Genomic DNA, 16,912 nt, shown 5'->3' on the forward strand with positions numbered 1-16,912 from the left:
ACAATTAGCAGAAAAGTTCAATGGTTTAGAAAAGGTTAACGAAAAAGATTTAGAAAACGCTCCCATACGGATAACTTTCCAGAGTCCGTAACTGAGGCTTTATCGTCTGCATCAGCTTTTAAGTCCGGGGTCCGAATAATAAACTGAACACTTTTCGGGGAAATCTTCGAGGACACAAAAGATACCGGCTTTGTCTCTTCCCCGCTGCCAAATGAGAGTGTCTCCAGCAATCCGGAAGCCTCATCTATACCGTTTTTAAATTGTCTTTGCCCGTCAATCAGTTTTTGAACCTGAACAGGCAGAACAGATGCACTGGATGCCAGCTGGTTTAAGCCGCTGGTCAGCGCTGTTAAACTGTTGGCCAGTGAGACTGAACCTGATTTTAATTCCGTCCCCTGCTGTGCAAATTGATCCAAACCTGTTGAAAATTCTGTGATTCCCTGGGCAGACTGGGCTACGCCTGTTGTATAGCTGGACAGACCGCTGCCATATTGGGATAACTGAACCTTCAGGGTTCCAATCTGCTGAAGATAAGCCTGTCTTTGTTCAGCTGGTAGAGAATCTAGCAGCGGCGTTAATTGATTCATCATTGCTGTTACGCCGGAGGAAAGGCTGGTATACTGGGCTGAAAGTTCATGTCCCTGCTGGGAAAGCTGAGATGTGCCGCCGCTGATCTGTTTAAACTGCTCCGCAAGGTTTGATGCTCCGGCTGAATACTGTTCTATCCCCTGACGCATCGTGCCGGCTCCCTGCTGAAGTTGGGCAGAGCCCGAAGCAATATGCTGCAATCCTTTATTTAATTCGATTAAGCCGGCCTTCAGCTTCTCTGTACCGGAAACAATTTCCCCGGCACCGCTCGACATTCTCGTTATACCTCCGGCATCAATGTCAAGATTCAGGAAACTGGAACTGTCAAAACAGGTGCAGGTCATCGTCATGGACGCCATCTGAAATTTTTCAGTATCATACACCACTCTATACTGCGCATTTTTCTGGGGCAACACCATGTAGGCCAGTGTTAGGGTCTTGCCGGAAATCATGGTGGAGGCTCCTGATGAAGAAACGACCGTATTTTCATCCAGATCCAGCGGCAGCTGGACCTGACAAAGATAGTTTTCCCTGTAATACGCTTTGGCTTCAACATTCGGCTGAATTTTCAGCGTAATTTCAATTCTTCCTTCTTTGCCAACAATGTCTTCGGGCTTAACCTCCTGGCCGTTCAGCCGATAAGTAACAGCAAACGCAAACGGCAGTTCTCCATCAGCCAGTTTGCCCTGATAATAGAAACCCGCATCCCGCGCCGGCAGCTGCCAGGAAATCTTGCCGTCCGTAAGCACTGGGGTTTCACTGCCGGAAAGATTGGTAATCGAATCGTAGACACCGTAGTCCAGGTAAATGCCGGACTCAGGCGTATCAATCCTGTTTACGACCGTGATACCGGATATACTCCCATCCGTTTTGAGGTCCGCATAAACGGTCTCATCTTTAACAACGGTAATATTCTGGCTGCTTTCTGTGCTCTCCGTATCTGAAGCAGATGCAGATAAGGAGAATATTGAAATCAGCAGCGTTACTGTCAGGAAGCATGCAACTAGTTTTTTCATCAGATTGTCTCCTCCCTCCCACTTTCTTTCGCAGACAAAGTGGTTTTCATCATTACTTTATCAAACGTCATCAGCAGCACCGGCAGTAAAACAAGGACCATCAGTCCTGACAGTGCCGCACCCCTGCCCAGCAAAATACCAATATCACTGATAGCTTTAATTTGGGAAAGCAGTCCTTCCGCAAAACCCGCCACGGCAAGAATCAATGCTGAGATCATCACGGTATTTCCGGCAGTATTTAACGCAGACAGTACTGCGTCTCTAGGTTTTTGCGTCTTCCTGAATTCGAGATAGCGGTTAGACATCAGAATCCCATAATCAATCGTTGCGCCAAGCTGGATGGAACTCACAACCAAATAACCGATAAACACCAGACTTGATCCCTGAAAATAGGGTATCCCCATATTGATCCAGATAGAAGACTCAATGACTGCGATCAGCAGCACCGGAACAGATATGGAACGGAACGTCAGCAGAATAATCAGACCCACAGACAGAATTGAAAACAGGTTAACTGTACGCGTGTCATGTTCAACAGTATTTTTGATATCGGCAATACTGGTGGCATTCCCCGCGGCATACCATTCATCAGGGTAATACTTTTGCACCGACTGTTCGAGTTCTGCAACGGCTTCAAAAGTCTCAGGCGTTTCACCGGCAATGTTCATAAGAACGATCATACGGGTATAATGTTCTGACAGGAACATATCCCTGACGCTTTGCGGCAGTAAAGAACGTGGGATTGCAGGATCTACCAGCGTGACCAGAGTCTGAACATCGCGGATATATTTCTGTTCCTCCAGTTCCTGGGAAAGCTGTATTTCAGCAGCAATATCGTCATTTGGAACTAAAATCACAACAGGATTATAGACACCGAAGCGGCTTTCAATGTTATTTCTTTCCTCGACAATAGTTCCCTCACTGGAACTTCCTGAAGTATTCCCATATAAAAAGTCAGTATTCTTTTGTGCCAGGAAAGACGGAATAACAATCATCACAACCAGGGCAAACAACAGATATCTAACTTTGATTGTGCCCCGGCCTATCTTCATAAAAGGCGGAACGAGGGGCCTGTGCCGGGTTTTGTCAATCGTTTTGTGGAAGATCGCAATCAGAATCGGCAGCAAAATGATCACACTGATATAGCTCAGACAGATTCCCTTAACCAATACCAGTCCAAGATCCTTGCCGATCCCGTACTGCATAAAAAGCAGGGCTAAAAACCCAGCTATAATCGTCAGCGCGCTCGCCGAAATAGATGAAAGTGTATTTTTTACTGCTTTGGCAATTGCAGAAAGAACCTCGGCCCCGGCATCCTTTTCCTCAAGATAGCGGTGGCAAAGAAACAACGAAAAATCCATCGAAATGGCGAATTGCAGCACCGCAGCAATTGAATTGGTGATGAAAGATATGTTATGGAAAAAGGCATTTGTTCCGGCATTGATAATCACAGAAACCCCTATGACGCTTAAATACAGCAGCGGTTCTATCCAGGAGTAACATGCCAACATCAGGATGAGGACGCAGAGCGGAATAACGATGATCATAATCTTGGACATTTCCGAGCCAAGCACTTCCCGCATATGGCTCGAATCTTCAGCTTCTCCCGTGATACTGACATTTTCGCCTAACGAAGCCCGGATCGCTTTCAGGGCATCCCCTGTTTCCATGGAATAATCCCCCTGAGCAAATTCAATCTGAAACAAGGCAGAACCATCTTTGTAGTAACTATCCAGAACGTTTTGGGAAATAAAGGTCTCCGGAACCGTAACATCTGTGACATCGTCCAGCCAGATCACGTTTTTTACACCCGGAACCTCTTTGATTTTTTCCTTGGCTTCAAGGGCTTCCCGTATAGAGATGCCTTCCACCATGACCTGCGCAGTTCCTGGATAACCAAACTCCTGGTCCACAAGCGTAATCGCCTGCTTGGTCATGGATTGTTCCGGCAGATATTCCGCTAAATCATAGTTAACTGTAATACTGGGTACAAGCGCAATACTGGCAATAATGACTGCCAAATAGATTAGTAAAACGACCCGTTTATGGACAATAAGGCCTTTCACAAACTTTTCTATAAACAGCTGCATATCTTATCATCCTTTACCGTTTCTTTTAAAGTCTCTTTTGGATATCCCCAATAATCAATAAAAGAAATTTGTTCAATAGATTGGCAAGACGCACTTCATCTCCGCCATACTTATTAAAAATATTGATGATTCCTTCAATAAGCGCCAAGGCCAAGGAGTCGGCAAGCAGCATATCACTTCCGGGCTTGGAACTGCTTAGGAACAAATCGTTTTCCAGACGCTGCTTGACAAGCTCAATCAGTTCCGCCTTTGTATTTTCGTATTTGGAGCCCGCGACGCTTTTCATCAGGATCAAAAACTGCGTTCTGTTGTCCAGAAAGACCTTGGTGATCGCTTCCGTAACATAGGTGATGCTTTGCATCGACAGGCTGCTTTTATCGCATATGTCAATGAATACCAGCTTCCGTAGCTGCTCTATAGTTGACTGAAGGATATTATCGAGCAGGTCATCCTTACCGGAAAAATAAGAGTAAATATTCCCTACAGTAATCCCGGCTTGCTGCGCAATACTCCGCATTGAGGAATGACGGTAGCCTGAGACTAGAAATTCCTCTTCCGCAGCCTCGATAATTCTTTTTTTAATCTCTTCTTTTGGTACTTGCATAAATAAACACCCATTCATTATTCTTATTTTCAGTATATCGCGGCCGAAATCCAGTTGTCAATATTAAACATGAGTTCATTTATACCGCGATACTCTTATTCTATGTGTCCGTATTCCGCATATGCATCTGGTGGTAAAGGATCTTTACTTTCCGATACACTAAAAAAGCAGGTGCAAAAAAATACTTCTTTTTTTACACCTGCTTCATCTATGATTGATTATTCTTTCATAATTGGCAGTGCTATTAATCGCTTATATTCCCATAGAGTTCCTGATAATTCTGTTCTGCCACCCTTATCTCACGTTGGGCCTTATCGCATTGTGGATACAAAAGAGAGCAGTTTTTATGGCAACCGTTACAATGCAACTGGGACAGATACGCATCAAGACTGATTTTTTCTTCCGGACCGGTGGTATCACCAACAGTTGCATCCGTAGCGGAATCATTTGCCGAAACAATAGCATCAGCGTCTTCTGAATCATCATTGCCAATCGTCATGTCATCGATGATACGTTCTTCTGTATTATTATTGTCAGAACCTGAACCCTCCGAATAGGTTATGTTTTCATTATAATAATTCTCTGCTGCGGGTTCAGTTCTATTTTTGGATGTACTTTGCGATGTCGTGATCTGCGTCTCAGCAATTTTGCTCAACTGACTCTCATCGCTTGTCGAAACTGTTGAAAGAACCCGGGTATACAACATGATGACCAGCAGGCACGCTGCACCAAGGCGAACCAGTGTTTTTCTGACATTGCGCTCTTTCAGGTTTATGATGATCCTGCCTACTGATTTTACGAAATAGCTGGCATGAATTGCAAGATGGGTGATCAGAAAGCCCAGACAGACGTACGACGTCCATTTATGGACCAGATAGATCCATTCGCCATGAATCGTATCTGAAGGAAACAAAACCTTCGATATCAGTACTCCCGTAGTCACTATGATCGAAATACTGATGAAGATTGCGAGGTTCAAAGCATATTTCATCTTTACGGAAACTGCGGTCCTATTTTTAAGCTTGTTTTGCAGCAGATTAAGCGTGGTGTTTTTCACCCAGGACCAGTTCAACAGAATATGGATACCGAAAAGAGCAAAAACAAATAGCCCTGCAATCTCATGAAAAGCTAACCCGGTTCCAAAAGCATCCAGCAGGAACACAAAAAATATGCTCATGGCAATATCTAATATAATCTTTGTCACTAATTTACTGCTCATAAAACCACCTAACCATTATGTATTCGCATCAATTTCTGATACTGTAAATTTTATTCAATATGTATTCTATGCGCATTCTGTGTTGGTTCTATGGCAGAAAGATGACAATTTTATGAACAATCAGCATAAACTAGAGGGTATCGCCCAATTACTTTTTCGTTGTTGGGCGATACCCCCTTAGCAAATAATAATTACATCTCTAATGTATATACTCATTGAATTGCAGATTACTCAAGACCATTTATGGCTTTAATAACCACAGATTTTTTTACGCAGAAATCCTGAATGACAGTTTTTTGCCTGTTAGGTCCCTGCAGGTATTCCTTCTGTACCGTGCAATAGAATCCTGCCAACCCCATTGCTTCCTGAGGAATCTCAAACGCACCTGGTATCGGGTGATCTGGGGAATAAACGACTTCAATATCCTGATGCCAGGTCCATCCCAATTGGTCTCCTGAAAGGTATTTCCATAATCGGGCTTTCTGCCAGGCTCCCGCACCTAACGGCGGGTTAAAATGAATCATTGGATCAAAAAGCTTATTCCATTTTCTTTCGACAAAAACAATGTCTGTTTCCTTCGGATTAAATGGCTCTGGAGGTAATCCCTGAAGAAGTGCTTCCCAGTTTTCCAGTGTTCCGATAAACATTCTTGCCTGAGCGTTATAACCGTATTCATCAAATTCAGCATAAGCAATCCCTGGAATGGATAGGATCATGATCAGAAGCAGCAGTACTGGGTAAAGAAGTCTGTGTTTTACTTTCACGCCGTTTCTCTCCTCTCACGGAAAATTTATTTATACAATTCTCCGTTCATTTTCCAATTCCTTCCATCAATACCGCCAACAGAGATATTTTGATTTTTATTTATTTTACAGAACAATTACAGTACTTACAGAATGGCTATTTAATTAAAACTGCCATAATACTGGCACACAAATAAACAGCCTCTTCGCATTATTACGAAGAGGCCTTAAGTGTATAACCCGCAAAATTCCTCATGGACACAAACAGATAATTTTACTCGAGTCACCTACTTTAACCCAAATACATGGAATCACAAACGGAACTTACGCTACTTTCTCTACGCCTTTCTTGAGAATCACCTGGATAACGGAGTCTAGAAATGGAGCCTGGTGAAAACCTAAGGTCAAGGTATCAAACTGATCTACTGAAACAACATACTTGTGAACCTGAACGTTAACTGGAAATCGATGGACCTCAAACACGAATCTTAACGGAAAACTGAGAAATTTTGCGGGAAACTGATCTGAATAAATAAAGCCAACCCTGAAGGTGGCTTTGAATCCGTCCGGCAACATCCCATACATCCCTCTGACCTGTGCCTCGAATTCCAACCTGACCTGTCAGCAAAAGGTAACACTGTATGTTTTTAACCATTATTTATTAAATTTTCTGACTTCAGTATAATGCGAAGACCTGCTTTTTGTCAAGATGAAAGCAAGGCTGTAAAATATTACCGCTCAATGCCGAGGCGCGCTTTGATCCCTTTATCATAAGGATGTTTAACTTTCTTGACCTCAGAGACATAGTCCGCAAGATCAAGCAGTTCCTCCGCAGGCCCCCGTCCGGTCATCACAACCTCAAGCCCTTCAGGTTTCGTACGCAAAAATTCAAGCAGAAGCAAACGGTCAATGAGGTCATAATTATAGGAGGCTACTGCTTCATCAAGAATCAGCAAATCGACCTGACCTTCACAGCACGCTGAAATCGCCTGCTGCAGGATCTTATTATAAATGATCCTGCGTTGCTCTTTCTGCTCATTTGTTTCCTGCTTATAGAAACCGAATGACTCTTCACCGCGCAAAAACATTATCCCCGGAATTTTCTCCAGGGTGTGCAGTTCTCCTGTGTCCTGGCTTTTTAAGAACTGAACAATTAATACCCTGCGCCCTCTGCCTGCACACCTGACTGCCAGACCGAGAGAAGCGGTCGTCTTTCCTTTGCCGTCCCCGCAGTAAATATGGATAAGACCCTTTTTCATCAATTATACACCTGCCTCCAAAATATTCATGATTGCAGCCATGTCGACGTTTTTTCGGATTTCATCAGCTAATCGGTCATACTGCTGCTCTTTATATTGTTTATAGCTTAACTGTTTAAGACTGGTTGAATCCAACCCTTTTTTATTCAACAGACATTCGGCAATCGCTACAGCGACCCCTTCTTCATCAAATATTCCATGAACATAGCTGCCCATAACATTCCGCTTTCGGGCGCCTTCCGTCTTTTGCACCTGAAGGCCTGACTCTATGTCGATATGCGTCAGAGGCTCGGTATCCCCTGTTTCTGTCACGCCCATATGAATTTCATAACCGCGAAAACGGATCGAGGATAATCCGGAAAGAACACCATCAAGCTGACTGAACCGGCCTTCCACCTGCGTCCTGGTCTTCTGTTTGGAGAATATTGTTTTCATATCCAGCAGACCCATTCCCGTGAGACTTCCGCCCTCTTCTACGCTAAAAGGATCTTCCAACGTTTCTCCAAGCATTTGGTAGCCTCCGCATACGCCAAATACGATTGTTTCCCCGTCAGCAGCCTGCTTTTTAATCTTTGCTTCCAGACCGCTCTGACGCAGCCACAACAAGTCAGCCATCGTATTTTTCGTCCCTGGCAGGATGATCATATCCGGATTCTTCAGCTCAGCCATGGATTTTACATAGCGCAGGGAAACTCCGGGAATCAGTTCAAAAACGTTAAAATCAGTAAAATTGGACATCCTTGGCAGCCGGATCACTGCAATATCTACTGCTTGCACTATTTTGTCCACAGCAATTCTTTCGGATAAACTGTCTTCATCTTCAATGTCGATATTCAGATATGGAACGACACCGATGACCGGAATATTGACTTTTTCTTCGATCATCCGCAGCCCGGGCTTCAGAATTTCTACATCTCCGCGAAATTTATTGATCACAATTCCTTTGATCATTTCCCTTTCATCTTCACTTAAGAGCATCACCGTGCCGTAAATAGATGCAAAAACGCCGCCCCTGTCAATGTCAGCAACAAGCAGGACAGGAGCTTTAGCCATTTTGGCCATCCCCATATTGACGATATCATCCTCCTGCAAGTTAATCTCTGCGGGACTGCCTGCTCCTTCGATGACAATAACGTCATTTTTCTGGTCAAGCGTCTGGTAGGACTCCATAATGTTTGGAATGAGCCTGGTCTTATATTTAAAATAGTCTGCTGCATTCATATTACCCAACACTTCACCGTTGACAATGACCTGCGATCCCTGATCGTTCGTCGGTTTCAGAAGGATTGGATTCATCAGGACACTGGGTTCCTGCCCGGCAGCTTCTGCCTGGACAACCTGTGCTCTGCCCATCTCCAGCCCTTCTTTGGTAATATAGGAGTTCAACGCCATGTTCTGGGATTTGAAGGGCGCTACCTTATAACCTGCCTGTTTAAAAACACGGCACAGACCTGCCGTGAACAAGCTTTTCCCGGCATTAGACATTGTTCCCTGAACCATGATTGATTTGGCCATCGTGTCACACCCGCTTTCCTGTTTGTTCTGTTATTATTTACTCTGAAATCAGATACTTCAAGGCCTTATTCGCTTCTAAATCCCCCGGCGGAAAGGTTTCCCCGGCTTTTCGGAGGATATACGGAACGTCCAAGGCCGAATGCTTACCGCTGACAGGGCTGGTAGCATGATCGGCACAGACAAGGATCCTGGTTTCATTTGCCAGGTTCTGACGCAGAAAGGCAAAAAACTCCCGGTCAATTCTTTCAATAAATTCAATTTTTTCCCGATAATCATGCCGGTGAGCGGCTTCATCTGCTCCATTGATATGCACAAGCACAAAATCATGACCGGACAACAGGCGGCAGGCTGTTTGAGCCTTAAGGGCCAGATCTGTATCCGTATCTCCAGTTGCTTCTTCTAGTTCAGGAACATCCATCTTCAAGGCCAATGCAATCCCTTTGGCAATTTCTGCACCGCAGACTGCCGCAGCCTTTTTGCTATACAATTCTGCAAACGCAGGTAAACAGCTTTTCCCGGATATTCCCCACGGATAAAACATCAATTGCTGTTCTTGGCTGCTTAGGTGTTTTAACCTGTTTTTTCCCTCAGAAACAAATTTTTGTAGTATTGGGGCTGACGCGTAGATGTCCGCTAATAAAGCATCTGAATCACCGCCCAAAAATTCATGCGGCGGATAAGTCTTACAATCCAGCGTTTGAAAGTAATGCTTTTTGACAATGATCAGGTTCCTATATCCGGATAAATGCAGCACCTTGATATTTGGATCGATATCGGCCGCTATCTTCGCTGCTTCCTCCATATCCGGACCGGTCAAGTTCCCGCCGTTAAAAGAGCTTAGTATTCCGTGACTGTCAAGTGCGGCAAGATTACAGCGCAGAACGACTTCATCCTGTTCCAGGCAGTAGCCGTTGGCAAGCAGTTCGAGTGATGCCCTGCTTTGTGGAAAATAAGCAGGATCAATACCTAAAAGATTGAGGATACACGGCATGCTTTCCGGCAGGTAACCCTGCGGGCAGGAACTAAACCAGCCGGTATAACCTCCGGCGGCAATTTGGTCAAGTTCAGGATGACGGGCAGCCTCAAACGTGGTTTGCCAGCCTAATTCTTCAATTTTTTCATCCGCAAGTCCGTCAACAATGACCATGACTGCTTTCATCAAATATCACATCCCTGAGTGCGGCGCTGAGTTTTAAATTATCTTCGCGGCTTTTTACAGCAACCCTGAAGTATTCATCATTCAAATTGACATAGTTGGAGCATGGACGTACCATAATCCCTCTCTTGATCAGCTTTTCAGTTAGGTCTGTACGCTGAGTCCGGAAAAATATGTAGTTTGCTCTGGAGCCGATGATCTGGAGACCAAGGCCCAATAACGAATCAATCAGAAATCTTCTTTCTGTTTGAATCAGCTGCTTCGTTTGCTGCAGATAGGCTGTTTCTTTCAAAGCAGCGATGCCAGCCATTTGGGCCGGCGTTGAAACACTCCAGTCCTGACCGGCGGACCTCATTTGTTCGAGCAATTTTTTGTTGGATGTCAAAGCGTAGCCAAGTCTAAAACCCGGCATCGCAAATATCTTGGTAAAAGCTTTCAGAATAACAAGATTTTCATACTGTTCAATACAGTTTTGCACAGAAAATTGTTCTTTATCTTCGACGAAGTCCATAAAGCATTCATCAATCATCACAATTGCACCGATCTCCTGGCTCTTGGCAAGCACCTTTTGCAAAAATGCACGTGAACACAATTGACCGGTAGGATTATTGGGGTTACAGATGATCATGAGGTCCAGGCCTGGGCTTATTTGATCCAGCAGGTCCTCACGAGCTGAAAAATCGTGCTCTGGCCGTAAAAAATAATATTCTACCGAACAATCCACCGTATGCAGCGCTTTTTCATAGTCTGCAAACGTCGGAGCAAAGATCAGCGCCTTTTTCGGTTTCAGAGCCAGCGCAAGTCTGAAAATAATCTCTGCAGCCCCATTGGCGGCAAGAATATATTCAGGATCCGTATACTCATAGTTAGCCAGAGCCGCAACAAGATCCCGGCAAAACGGGTCAGGATAGTTCGTACATTCATCAAGTGACCGGATCACGGCTTCCTTTACAGACTCCGGCAGCCCCAGTGGATTGACGTTGGAAGAAAAATCAAGGATTTCCTGCCTGCCTGTCAGTTTTTTTACCGAATAAATGTCTCCGCCGTGGATATATTGGTACATCTGCTCTCACCTGTCTCTGTCGTATTTGTAGCCTAAGTATGTTTAAAGGTTTGAAATTATTTTATGGAACGCTTCTGTAGTTTTAATAGGTTCTTTTCTGTGGCTCGCGTCTCTTCGTAACCGCCTTTTCGGCTATTGCGCCATCCATGGCGCAAATAGCCGCGCTCCACATCCATGTTCCGCTTGTCAGGTCGGTTACGAAGATACGCTAATCTGTAGAAAGTTTAGGAAAGCACCGAACCGAATACATTAAGTCCCTTTATACTGTCTCAGCCAGTATTCCTCGCTTTGTTGGCAAGCACAAGTCTAAAATCCTAATTGCCGCCATGTGAAGCACGATGTAGAGCGTTGCGTTCAGAAGCAACAATGCTTAGAAGGTACTACTACAAGGAGCAAGTCATAAAAAAGCTAGTTACAGAAGGCAAAGTAAACCTGCATATTAAACTTGATAGTGCTTTTTGAGCCGCTAAAGTCTTCCACCCTTAAGATCAGTCTGGGAGTCACAGTTCCGCGACGAGCGAAGCCTGGACGGCGTAGCGCGGCCTTTTGCGTCAAGGAAGACGCAACGGCCGAAAGCGGTATTGTGACTCACTGACCTGCCCCAAAGAACATTTCACCTCTTACAGATTGGCGTAACAGCAGTCGTATTCATATGCCCCTGCTAAACAGAAATACTATCAGCCAAATTGCACGATAAGCGCTCTGACAGCGGACCCAAGAATCAGTCCGACAAGCGACGTCGCAACCATCAGTTTGTTGGCGCGGCGGATGTCTTCAGCCTCGATCTCCCGGATCGGGTCACCGATCGTTGGCTTGACCACCTGCTTGCCGAAGTAATAGTTGCTTCCGGCGAGCTGAACATTTAGGGCTCCGGCACAGACGGCTTCAGTGTGGGCGGAATTCGGACTGGTATGATTGTGACGGTCACGCCGGTAGATTCTAAAAGCGTTTTTAAAATCATAACGGGTCAGAAAAACCGTCAGGAGCATCAAATAGGCAGAAATTCTAGCTGGCAGATAATTTACGACATCATCCAGTTTGGCAGCAAAACGGCCAAAATAAAGATATTTGTCATTTTTATAGCCAATCATCGAGTCCAGGGTATTGACCGCTTTATACAAAAAGCCCAAAGGGGCTCCGCCAACCAGAATGAAAATCATCGGGGCGATGACGCCGTCGGAAAGATTTTCAGCCACGGTTTCCACAGCGCCTTTCGCTACCTGGGAGCTGTTCAGGTTCTCCGTGTCCCGTCCGACAATCCACGATAATTGATAACGCGCTTTCATAATATCGTTCTTCTGCAGAGCATCATATACCTTCATGCTCTCAGCTTTCAGCGACTTCGTAGCCAGAATCTGATAACACATTAAGGCCTCGGCAATAAACCCTAGCAGTGGACTGATGCTTTTAAGCAAATACAGCAGGCCTAACGGCACGAGAAATGTTATCGTGACAATGAAAGCAGTCAGCAGTACCCCGCACCAATACTGGCTTCGATCCGTCTTGCAACTGATCCGGTGCAGGTATTTGTCTCCTGCGGCAATCAGCGAACCGATCCAGCGAACCGGATGAGGCAGCCAGGAAGGATCACCAAAAATTAAATCCAAAATATAACCTGTAATTAAAGCATAAAGTGTAATCATTCAATACCAACTTCTTTATCATTTCGTCATTCACCAAAAAACAAGTGGGTGATCAAATTCGGACCTTTATATTCTTATCCTCTAAATCTTAGATATCGCCGCTAGCTTTCTCTTTTCGGCCCATAAACCCGGATCGATGGTCATCTGATAGCCTTCGCCGTTTTTTATTTGCCAATGGTAAAAATCAAATATTTCCGGAGAAAATGCCTCAAGCAGCATCATGATCGTACCGCCGTGAATAATCAGTGCGGCCTGTTCAATTCCGGCTTCATCTACTTTCTGAATAACCCGGCTAAAACCGTCCAGGCAGCGTGACCTGAACACTTCCGGCTGTTCTCCGCCCGGGATTTGCTGTTTTCCGCCACTGTCAATCCAGCTTTGGTACTCGGCAAGGTCCTTCAGTTGTTCATACGATTTGTTCTCAAATATACCGAAGCTGCATTCCGCAAGTTCAGGAATTATACTGTAAGGGACATCCGGATAAATCAGCTCCTTGGTCTGAAGGCAGCGGAGCATCGGACTGACAAAGACATGTTCAACCGCCGTATAGCGGCCGGCAGCAATATGCTCGCGGAGTTCGAAGATCCCCTGTTCAGATAAAGGCTCATCCGTAATTCCGATATACCTGCTTCTCAAATTGCCCTCAGTCTTGGCATGCCGGATCAGGTAAAGGAACTTATTCATGCTCTTCACCTTTAATTAGAACAGGAATGGAGCAGAAGACGCGATAGACCTTAGCCGCTTTCTGGGCGGCTGCACAAAGGATCCTCCCGGTCGTTTCCTGCATTTCCCGGTCATCTTTCAAAACCGGCACCACGGCTGAGCTTAATTCATCACAAATCAGAATCATGTCGGGGTGCTGCTCGATTCCGTCAGCGATAAATTTCCGGGCATCAAGGCCGGCTTCCTGCAAACGTCTGATCAGCAGATGCAGATGGTCAAGCACCGGACGCTGAAAAGCCCCTTCGAAGCTGCAAGTCCCTCCGTCCGTAATGTTTCCCGAAGCGATATCCCATCTGCTCCTGACAAATTCCAATTTCCCCTGACTGCCGCCTCCGATCACCAAAATCATAGCATAACGCCTCCTGCTATTGCTGAAATTAGGAGTATTCCTGTTTCACTTACCACAATATAAAAGCCTGCCAGATCACCGGTTATACCCCCAAAATACTTTTGGGCCATCAGGTAAAATAAGTAAAAGGACAGCACAATAAATAGAACTGCAATGCTTCCGACAATCACACTCACGTACAGCATTGCCGCAACACATGATAAAGCAATCAAGCAAATGATGGTTCTTACCGTTTTCTTCGAGGCATAACCTGCAAAGATTGAAGCAAGTCCTGTATTTCTGACACACGGAAAGGAAATAACCGCTAAAGCAGCCATTGAACGTGACAGAATAAACGAAACAAGAACGAGAAAGAAAAAGTCCGGTGTCAGATACGTCTCGTACCACGCCGCAAACTGCAGCAGCAGGACAGCTGACGTATAGATGACTGCAAAGGCTCCAACATTGGGATCCTTAAGGATTCGAAGCTTTTCCTCTTGATCCTTATAGGAATTTAAAGCATCCGTCGTGTCGCAATAACCGTCGAGGTGAATTCCGCCAGTAATCATGACGTTAATAAACACAGCTGCAGCAGCAAAGAAGACTGAACTGAGCTCGAAATATTGGAACACTAGAAACAAAAGATCAAGAATAAAGGCAATGACAGCCCCGACCACAGGAAAGAAGATAAAAGAATAACGCATATTCTTCTCGTTCCAGTCGATTTGAGGCATCGGAATCTTAGAATACATCGAAAAGGCTGCAACAAACGATTCAAACAAGATTTTCATAACCGGAAAGCTCCTTCATTCCTTTATGGATAAGCGGGATTGCGCAGACTGATTCAATCACTACATCTGCAGCAGCGGCAATTGCTGAATTTATTTCAGCCAGTACACGGATATAGCCGGCTGTAAAATCATCATAGGTTTTGAAATCCTCAAATATCGTACTGGTTACGATAACGGTGTTCGGTACGGTCACCGATAGCAACCGGATATCATTGATGATGCAGTCAATGGTATCCTGCGGGCTGCGCTCCTGCAGATACATTTCGTTGGCAATCAGGTTGCCCATGCACTCGAGTAAAGCGGTATGGCAGCCGCTGAGAACAGGGATCTTATCGAAAAGTCCGTAAGAAAACTCAAAGGTATCGAACCCTTTGCCGTCCCGCATTCGACGGTGCTTGACCACCCGGCTGCAGCACTCTTCATCTGAGGCAGCCATTGTTGCAATATAGGCCATTTTTCCTTTATTCAAACTGACAGCTAAGTTTTCTGCTATTTCAGACTTTCCGCTGGCAACGCCTCCGCTGACCAAAGCCAACATTTACTCACCGCCTCTTTCCTTTCACAAAAATATCCCTTTATCTATTATTATCTATCATCTATCGATCATCAAGCGATTCAAACTTTTCCAGCTTATACACGCCTGACTAACCCATCCTAGCGGTTCGAAAGCTACCGCATTTCCGGATAAACGAACGGGCAAACTCCGGATTCCCCCAGAGATGAAGGTGGGGATAGCCGGCAACGAGGTTCTCATCGGCATGGATGCAGTCCCACGTTTTGCTGCCGGATGAATTTACTGCCGTAAAATTGCTGCCGTTGGCCGTCGAATCAGAGTAATGAAATTCATGCGCATTGATCTTGCCGCCTTTGTCGCACAGCAAGTTGTCCTTTTGCGCCGTCAGTGTAATATAACCGAAACGGTTCAGTTTATCCGTCAGTACAGCATCCCCTTCTAAATATCCTGCCATTGGATAAGGTTTGCCGTCCTTGTCAGCAATACGTTCCAATAAATACATGAACCCGCCGCACTCAGCTATACAGGGAGTATTATTGGAGAGAACATGCCTGATGCTTGCCAGCATCGATGTATTCCTGGCCAGCTGTCCGGTATATAATTCCGGATAACCGCCGCCGAGAATCAGTCCGTCACATTCCGGTACAGCTTGATCATCAAGCGGACTAAAATACTGCAGTTCCGCTCCCAATGTTTCCAAAAGGTCGAGGCTGTCCTGGTAATAAAAACAAAAGGCTTTATCTCTGGCTACGGCGATTTTGACAGCAGAGATTTTCTCGATCGCGGCCTCATGATAGTCTATTTCCGCGGCCCTGCCTGCAATACGCAGCAGCTGTTTCAGATCGATGGATTCTCTGGCCTGTATGGCCAGTAATTTCATTTTTTGCTGCAGGTCTTCCACTTCCGATGCTGTAATTAATCCAAGATGCCTGCTTTCCAGCGCGCATTCTTTGAGCTTCGGAAAGTAACCGACCACCTGGATATCCGTCTCTTTTTCGATCATTTCCTTATACTGCGGGTATAGGGAAGGTGTAAGATTATTCAGAATAACGCCCTTGATCCCGTTGTCCGGTCTAAAATGGCAGAATCCTTGGATCAAGGCTGCAATTGAGATTGCTGAACCGGCACAATTGGCAATAAGGATAACAGGCGTTTGCGTTACTGCAGCCAAATGGTAAGAACTTGCCACGGTACTGCCAATGCCTAGCCCGTCATAATAACCCATTACTCCTTCTAAAACAGCGATTTGCGACTGTTCGGAATTCTTGACCAGCAAATACCGGCATACCTCTTCCGATAGCATAAACAAATCCAGATTCCGTGATTTTGTCCCAATGACTTCGGTATGAAACATCGGATCAATATAGTCCGGCCCACATTTAAACGCAGCAGGATTAACTCCTTGCTCCAGAAGGGCTTGTAATACCGCACAAGTAATTGTGGTCTTGCCGCTGCTGCTGCCTGCAGCCGCAAACATAATACGTGGAATAACTGCTTTCATGACTTGTTCTCCATTTCTATTGAAGCTATCAAAGCTGAGATGGCCCGTAGACATCGCCGCTCCTTGCCATCCTTGGCATCGCGGCATTCGTCCATCCATGAACATCAAAAAACCTCTCTAACCGGCGGTTGGAAGAGGTTTTACTTACACAATCTGCAA

At 45.3% G+C, this 16,912-nt stretch carries 16 protein-coding genes; all 16 read right to left on the reverse strand.

Going from position 1 to position 16,912, the window contains the following annotated elements; genetic code table 11:
* Nucleotides 1–35: 35 nt before the first annotated feature.
* Nucleotides 36–1,604 carry a hypothetical protein gene (locus tag DEHRE_RS07735; protein ID WP_025205748.1) on the reverse strand — a complete coding sequence of 523 codons (1,569 nt, stop codon included), beginning with the start codon at nt 1,602–1,604 and terminating at the stop codon, nt 36–38.
* The gene (locus tag DEHRE_RS07740) at nt 1,604–3,694 is read right to left on the reverse strand and encodes an efflux RND transporter permease subunit (protein ID WP_025205750.1); all 2,091 of its coding nucleotides are present in this window, start codon (nt 3,692–3,694) and stop codon (nt 1,604–1,606) included. The genes DEHRE_RS07735 and DEHRE_RS07740 overlap by 1 nt, the downstream gene beginning before the upstream one ends.
* Before the next feature lie 25 nt (nt 3,695–3,719).
* Nucleotides 3,720–4,298, reverse strand: coding sequence for a TetR/AcrR family transcriptional regulator (locus DEHRE_RS07745; RefSeq protein WP_025205751.1), 579 nt, complete (start codon nt 4,296–4,298; stop codon nt 3,720–3,722).
* A gap of 244 nt (nt 4,299–4,542) precedes the next feature.
* Nucleotides 4,543–5,517 carry a cytochrome b/b6 domain-containing protein gene (locus tag DEHRE_RS07750; protein WP_025205753.1) on the reverse strand — a complete coding sequence of 325 codons (975 nt, stop codon included), beginning with the start codon at nt 5,515–5,517 and terminating at the stop codon, nt 4,543–4,545.
* A gap of 227 nt (nt 5,518–5,744) precedes the next feature.
* The gene (locus DEHRE_RS07755; protein ID WP_025205754.1) at nt 5,745–6,281 is read right to left on the reverse strand and encodes a hypothetical protein; all 537 of its coding nucleotides are present in this window, start codon (nt 6,279–6,281) and stop codon (nt 5,745–5,747) included.
* A 303-nt stretch (nt 6,282–6,584) separates the two neighbouring features.
* On the reverse strand, nt 6,585–6,845 hold the full coding sequence (locus DEHRE_RS07760; RefSeq protein ID WP_144284044.1) for a hypothetical protein: 261 nt from the start codon (nt 6,843–6,845) through the stop codon (nt 6,585–6,587).
* Nucleotides 6,846–6,991: 146 nt separating this feature from the next.
* A complete protein-coding gene (locus tag DEHRE_RS07765; RefSeq protein WP_084544190.1) occupies nt 6,992–7,522 on the reverse strand; it encodes a cob(I)yrinic acid a,c-diamide adenosyltransferase in 531 nt (176 codons plus the stop codon).
* Nucleotides 7,523–9,034, reverse strand: coding sequence for a cobyric acid synthase (locus DEHRE_RS07770; protein ID WP_025205759.1), 1,512 nt, complete (start codon nt 9,032–9,034; stop codon nt 7,523–7,525).
* Nucleotides 9,035–9,071: 37 nt separating this feature from the next.
* Complete coding sequence (locus tag DEHRE_RS07775) at nt 9,072–10,193, reverse strand: alkaline phosphatase family protein (RefSeq protein WP_019226066.1); 1,122 nt, start codon at nt 10,191–10,193, stop codon at nt 9,072–9,074.
* A complete protein-coding gene (gene cobD, locus DEHRE_RS07780) occupies nt 10,168–11,253 on the reverse strand; it encodes a threonine-phosphate decarboxylase CobD (RefSeq protein ID WP_019226065.1) in 1,086 nt (361 codons plus the stop codon). Before cobD ends, DEHRE_RS07775 begins: the two co-directional genes overlap by 26 nt.
* A gap of 677 nt (nt 11,254–11,930) precedes the next feature.
* Entirely contained in the window at nt 11,931–12,896 is a 966-nt protein-coding gene (gene cbiB, locus DEHRE_RS07785; protein ID WP_025205762.1) for an adenosylcobinamide-phosphate synthase CbiB, read from the reverse strand.
* Between the two features lie 81 nt (nt 12,897–12,977).
* The gene (locus DEHRE_RS07790) at nt 12,978–13,580 is read right to left on the reverse strand and encodes a histidine phosphatase family protein (RefSeq protein ID WP_025205764.1); all 603 of its coding nucleotides are present in this window, start codon (nt 13,578–13,580) and stop codon (nt 12,978–12,980) included.
* Entirely contained in the window at nt 13,573–13,968 is a 396-nt protein-coding gene (locus DEHRE_RS07795) for a hypothetical protein (protein ID WP_025205766.1), read from the reverse strand. The genes DEHRE_RS07790 and DEHRE_RS07795 overlap by 8 nt, the downstream gene beginning before the upstream one ends.
* On the reverse strand, nt 13,965–14,738 hold the full coding sequence (gene cobS / locus DEHRE_RS07800) for an adenosylcobinamide-GDP ribazoletransferase (RefSeq protein WP_025205768.1): 774 nt from the start codon (nt 14,736–14,738) through the stop codon (nt 13,965–13,967). The genes DEHRE_RS07795 and cobS overlap by 4 nt, the downstream gene beginning before the upstream one ends.
* The gene (locus tag DEHRE_RS07805; RefSeq protein WP_025205769.1) at nt 14,722–15,276 is read right to left on the reverse strand and encodes a bifunctional adenosylcobinamide kinase/adenosylcobinamide-phosphate guanylyltransferase; all 555 of its coding nucleotides are present in this window, start codon (nt 15,274–15,276) and stop codon (nt 14,722–14,724) included. The genes cobS and DEHRE_RS07805 overlap by 17 nt, the downstream gene beginning before the upstream one ends.
* Nucleotides 15,277–15,382: 106 nt before the next feature.
* A complete protein-coding gene (locus tag DEHRE_RS07810) occupies nt 15,383–16,753 on the reverse strand; it encodes a cobyrinic acid a,c-diamide synthase CobB (RefSeq protein ID WP_025205771.1) in 1,371 nt (456 codons plus the stop codon).
* Nucleotides 16,754–16,912: the final 159 nt, after the last annotated feature.

It is taken from the genome of Dehalobacter restrictus DSM 9455, assembly GCF_000512895.1.
Classification (GTDB): domain Bacteria; phylum Bacillota; class Desulfitobacteriia; order Desulfitobacteriales; family Syntrophobotulaceae; genus Dehalobacter; species Dehalobacter restrictus.

What these genes read in the sequence shown, in the direction of transcription:
- cobS (WP_025205768.1), bottom strand. Translation starts at nt 14,738, where the DNA reads ATGAAAATCTTGTTTGAATCGTTTGTTGCAGCCTTTTCGATGTATTCT.
- DEHRE_RS07735 (WP_025205748.1), bottom strand. Translation starts at nt 1,604, where the DNA reads ATGAAAAAACTAGTTGCATGCTTCCTGACAGTAACGCTGCTGATTTCA.
- DEHRE_RS07750 (WP_025205753.1), bottom strand. Translation starts at nt 5,517, where the DNA reads ATGAGCAGTAAATTAGTGACAAAGATTATATTAGATATTGCCATGAGC.
- DEHRE_RS07790 (WP_025205764.1), bottom strand. Translation starts at nt 13,580, where the DNA reads ATGAATAAGTTCCTTTACCTGATCCGGCATGCCAAGACTGAGGGCAAT.
- DEHRE_RS07795 (WP_025205766.1), bottom strand. Translation starts at nt 13,968, where the DNA reads ATGATTTTGGTGATCGGAGGCGGCAGTCAGGGGAAATTGGAATTTGTC.
- DEHRE_RS07805 (WP_025205769.1), bottom strand. Translation starts at nt 15,276, where the DNA reads ATGTTGGCTTTGGTCAGCGGAGGCGTTGCCAGCGGAAAGTCTGAAATA.
- DEHRE_RS07740 (WP_025205750.1), bottom strand. Translation starts at nt 3,694, where the DNA reads ATGCAGCTGTTTATAGAAAAGTTTGTGAAAGGCCTTATTGTCCATAAA.
- cbiB (WP_025205762.1), bottom strand. Translation starts at nt 12,896, where the DNA reads ATGATTACACTTTATGCTTTAATTACAGGTTATATTTTGGATTTAATT.
- cobD (WP_019226065.1), bottom strand. Translation starts at nt 11,253, where the DNA reads ATGTACCAATATATCCACGGCGGAGACATTTATTCGGTAAAAAAACTG.
- DEHRE_RS07810 (WP_025205771.1), bottom strand. Translation starts at nt 16,753, where the DNA reads ATGAAAGCAGTTATTCCACGTATTATGTTTGCGGCTGCAGGCAGCAGC.
- DEHRE_RS07745 (WP_025205751.1), bottom strand. Translation starts at nt 4,298, where the DNA reads ATGCAAGTACCAAAAGAAGAGATTAAAAAAAGAATTATCGAGGCTGCG.
- DEHRE_RS07775 (WP_019226066.1), bottom strand. Translation starts at nt 10,193, where the DNA reads ATGAAAGCAGTCATGGTCATTGTTGACGGACTTGCGGATGAAAAAATT.
- DEHRE_RS07770 (WP_025205759.1), bottom strand. Translation starts at nt 9,034, where the DNA reads ATGGCCAAATCAATCATGGTTCAGGGAACAATGTCTAATGCCGGGAAA.
- DEHRE_RS07760 (WP_144284044.1), bottom strand. Translation starts at nt 6,845, where the DNA reads ATGTATGGGATGTTGCCGGACGGATTCAAAGCCACCTTCAGGGTTGGC.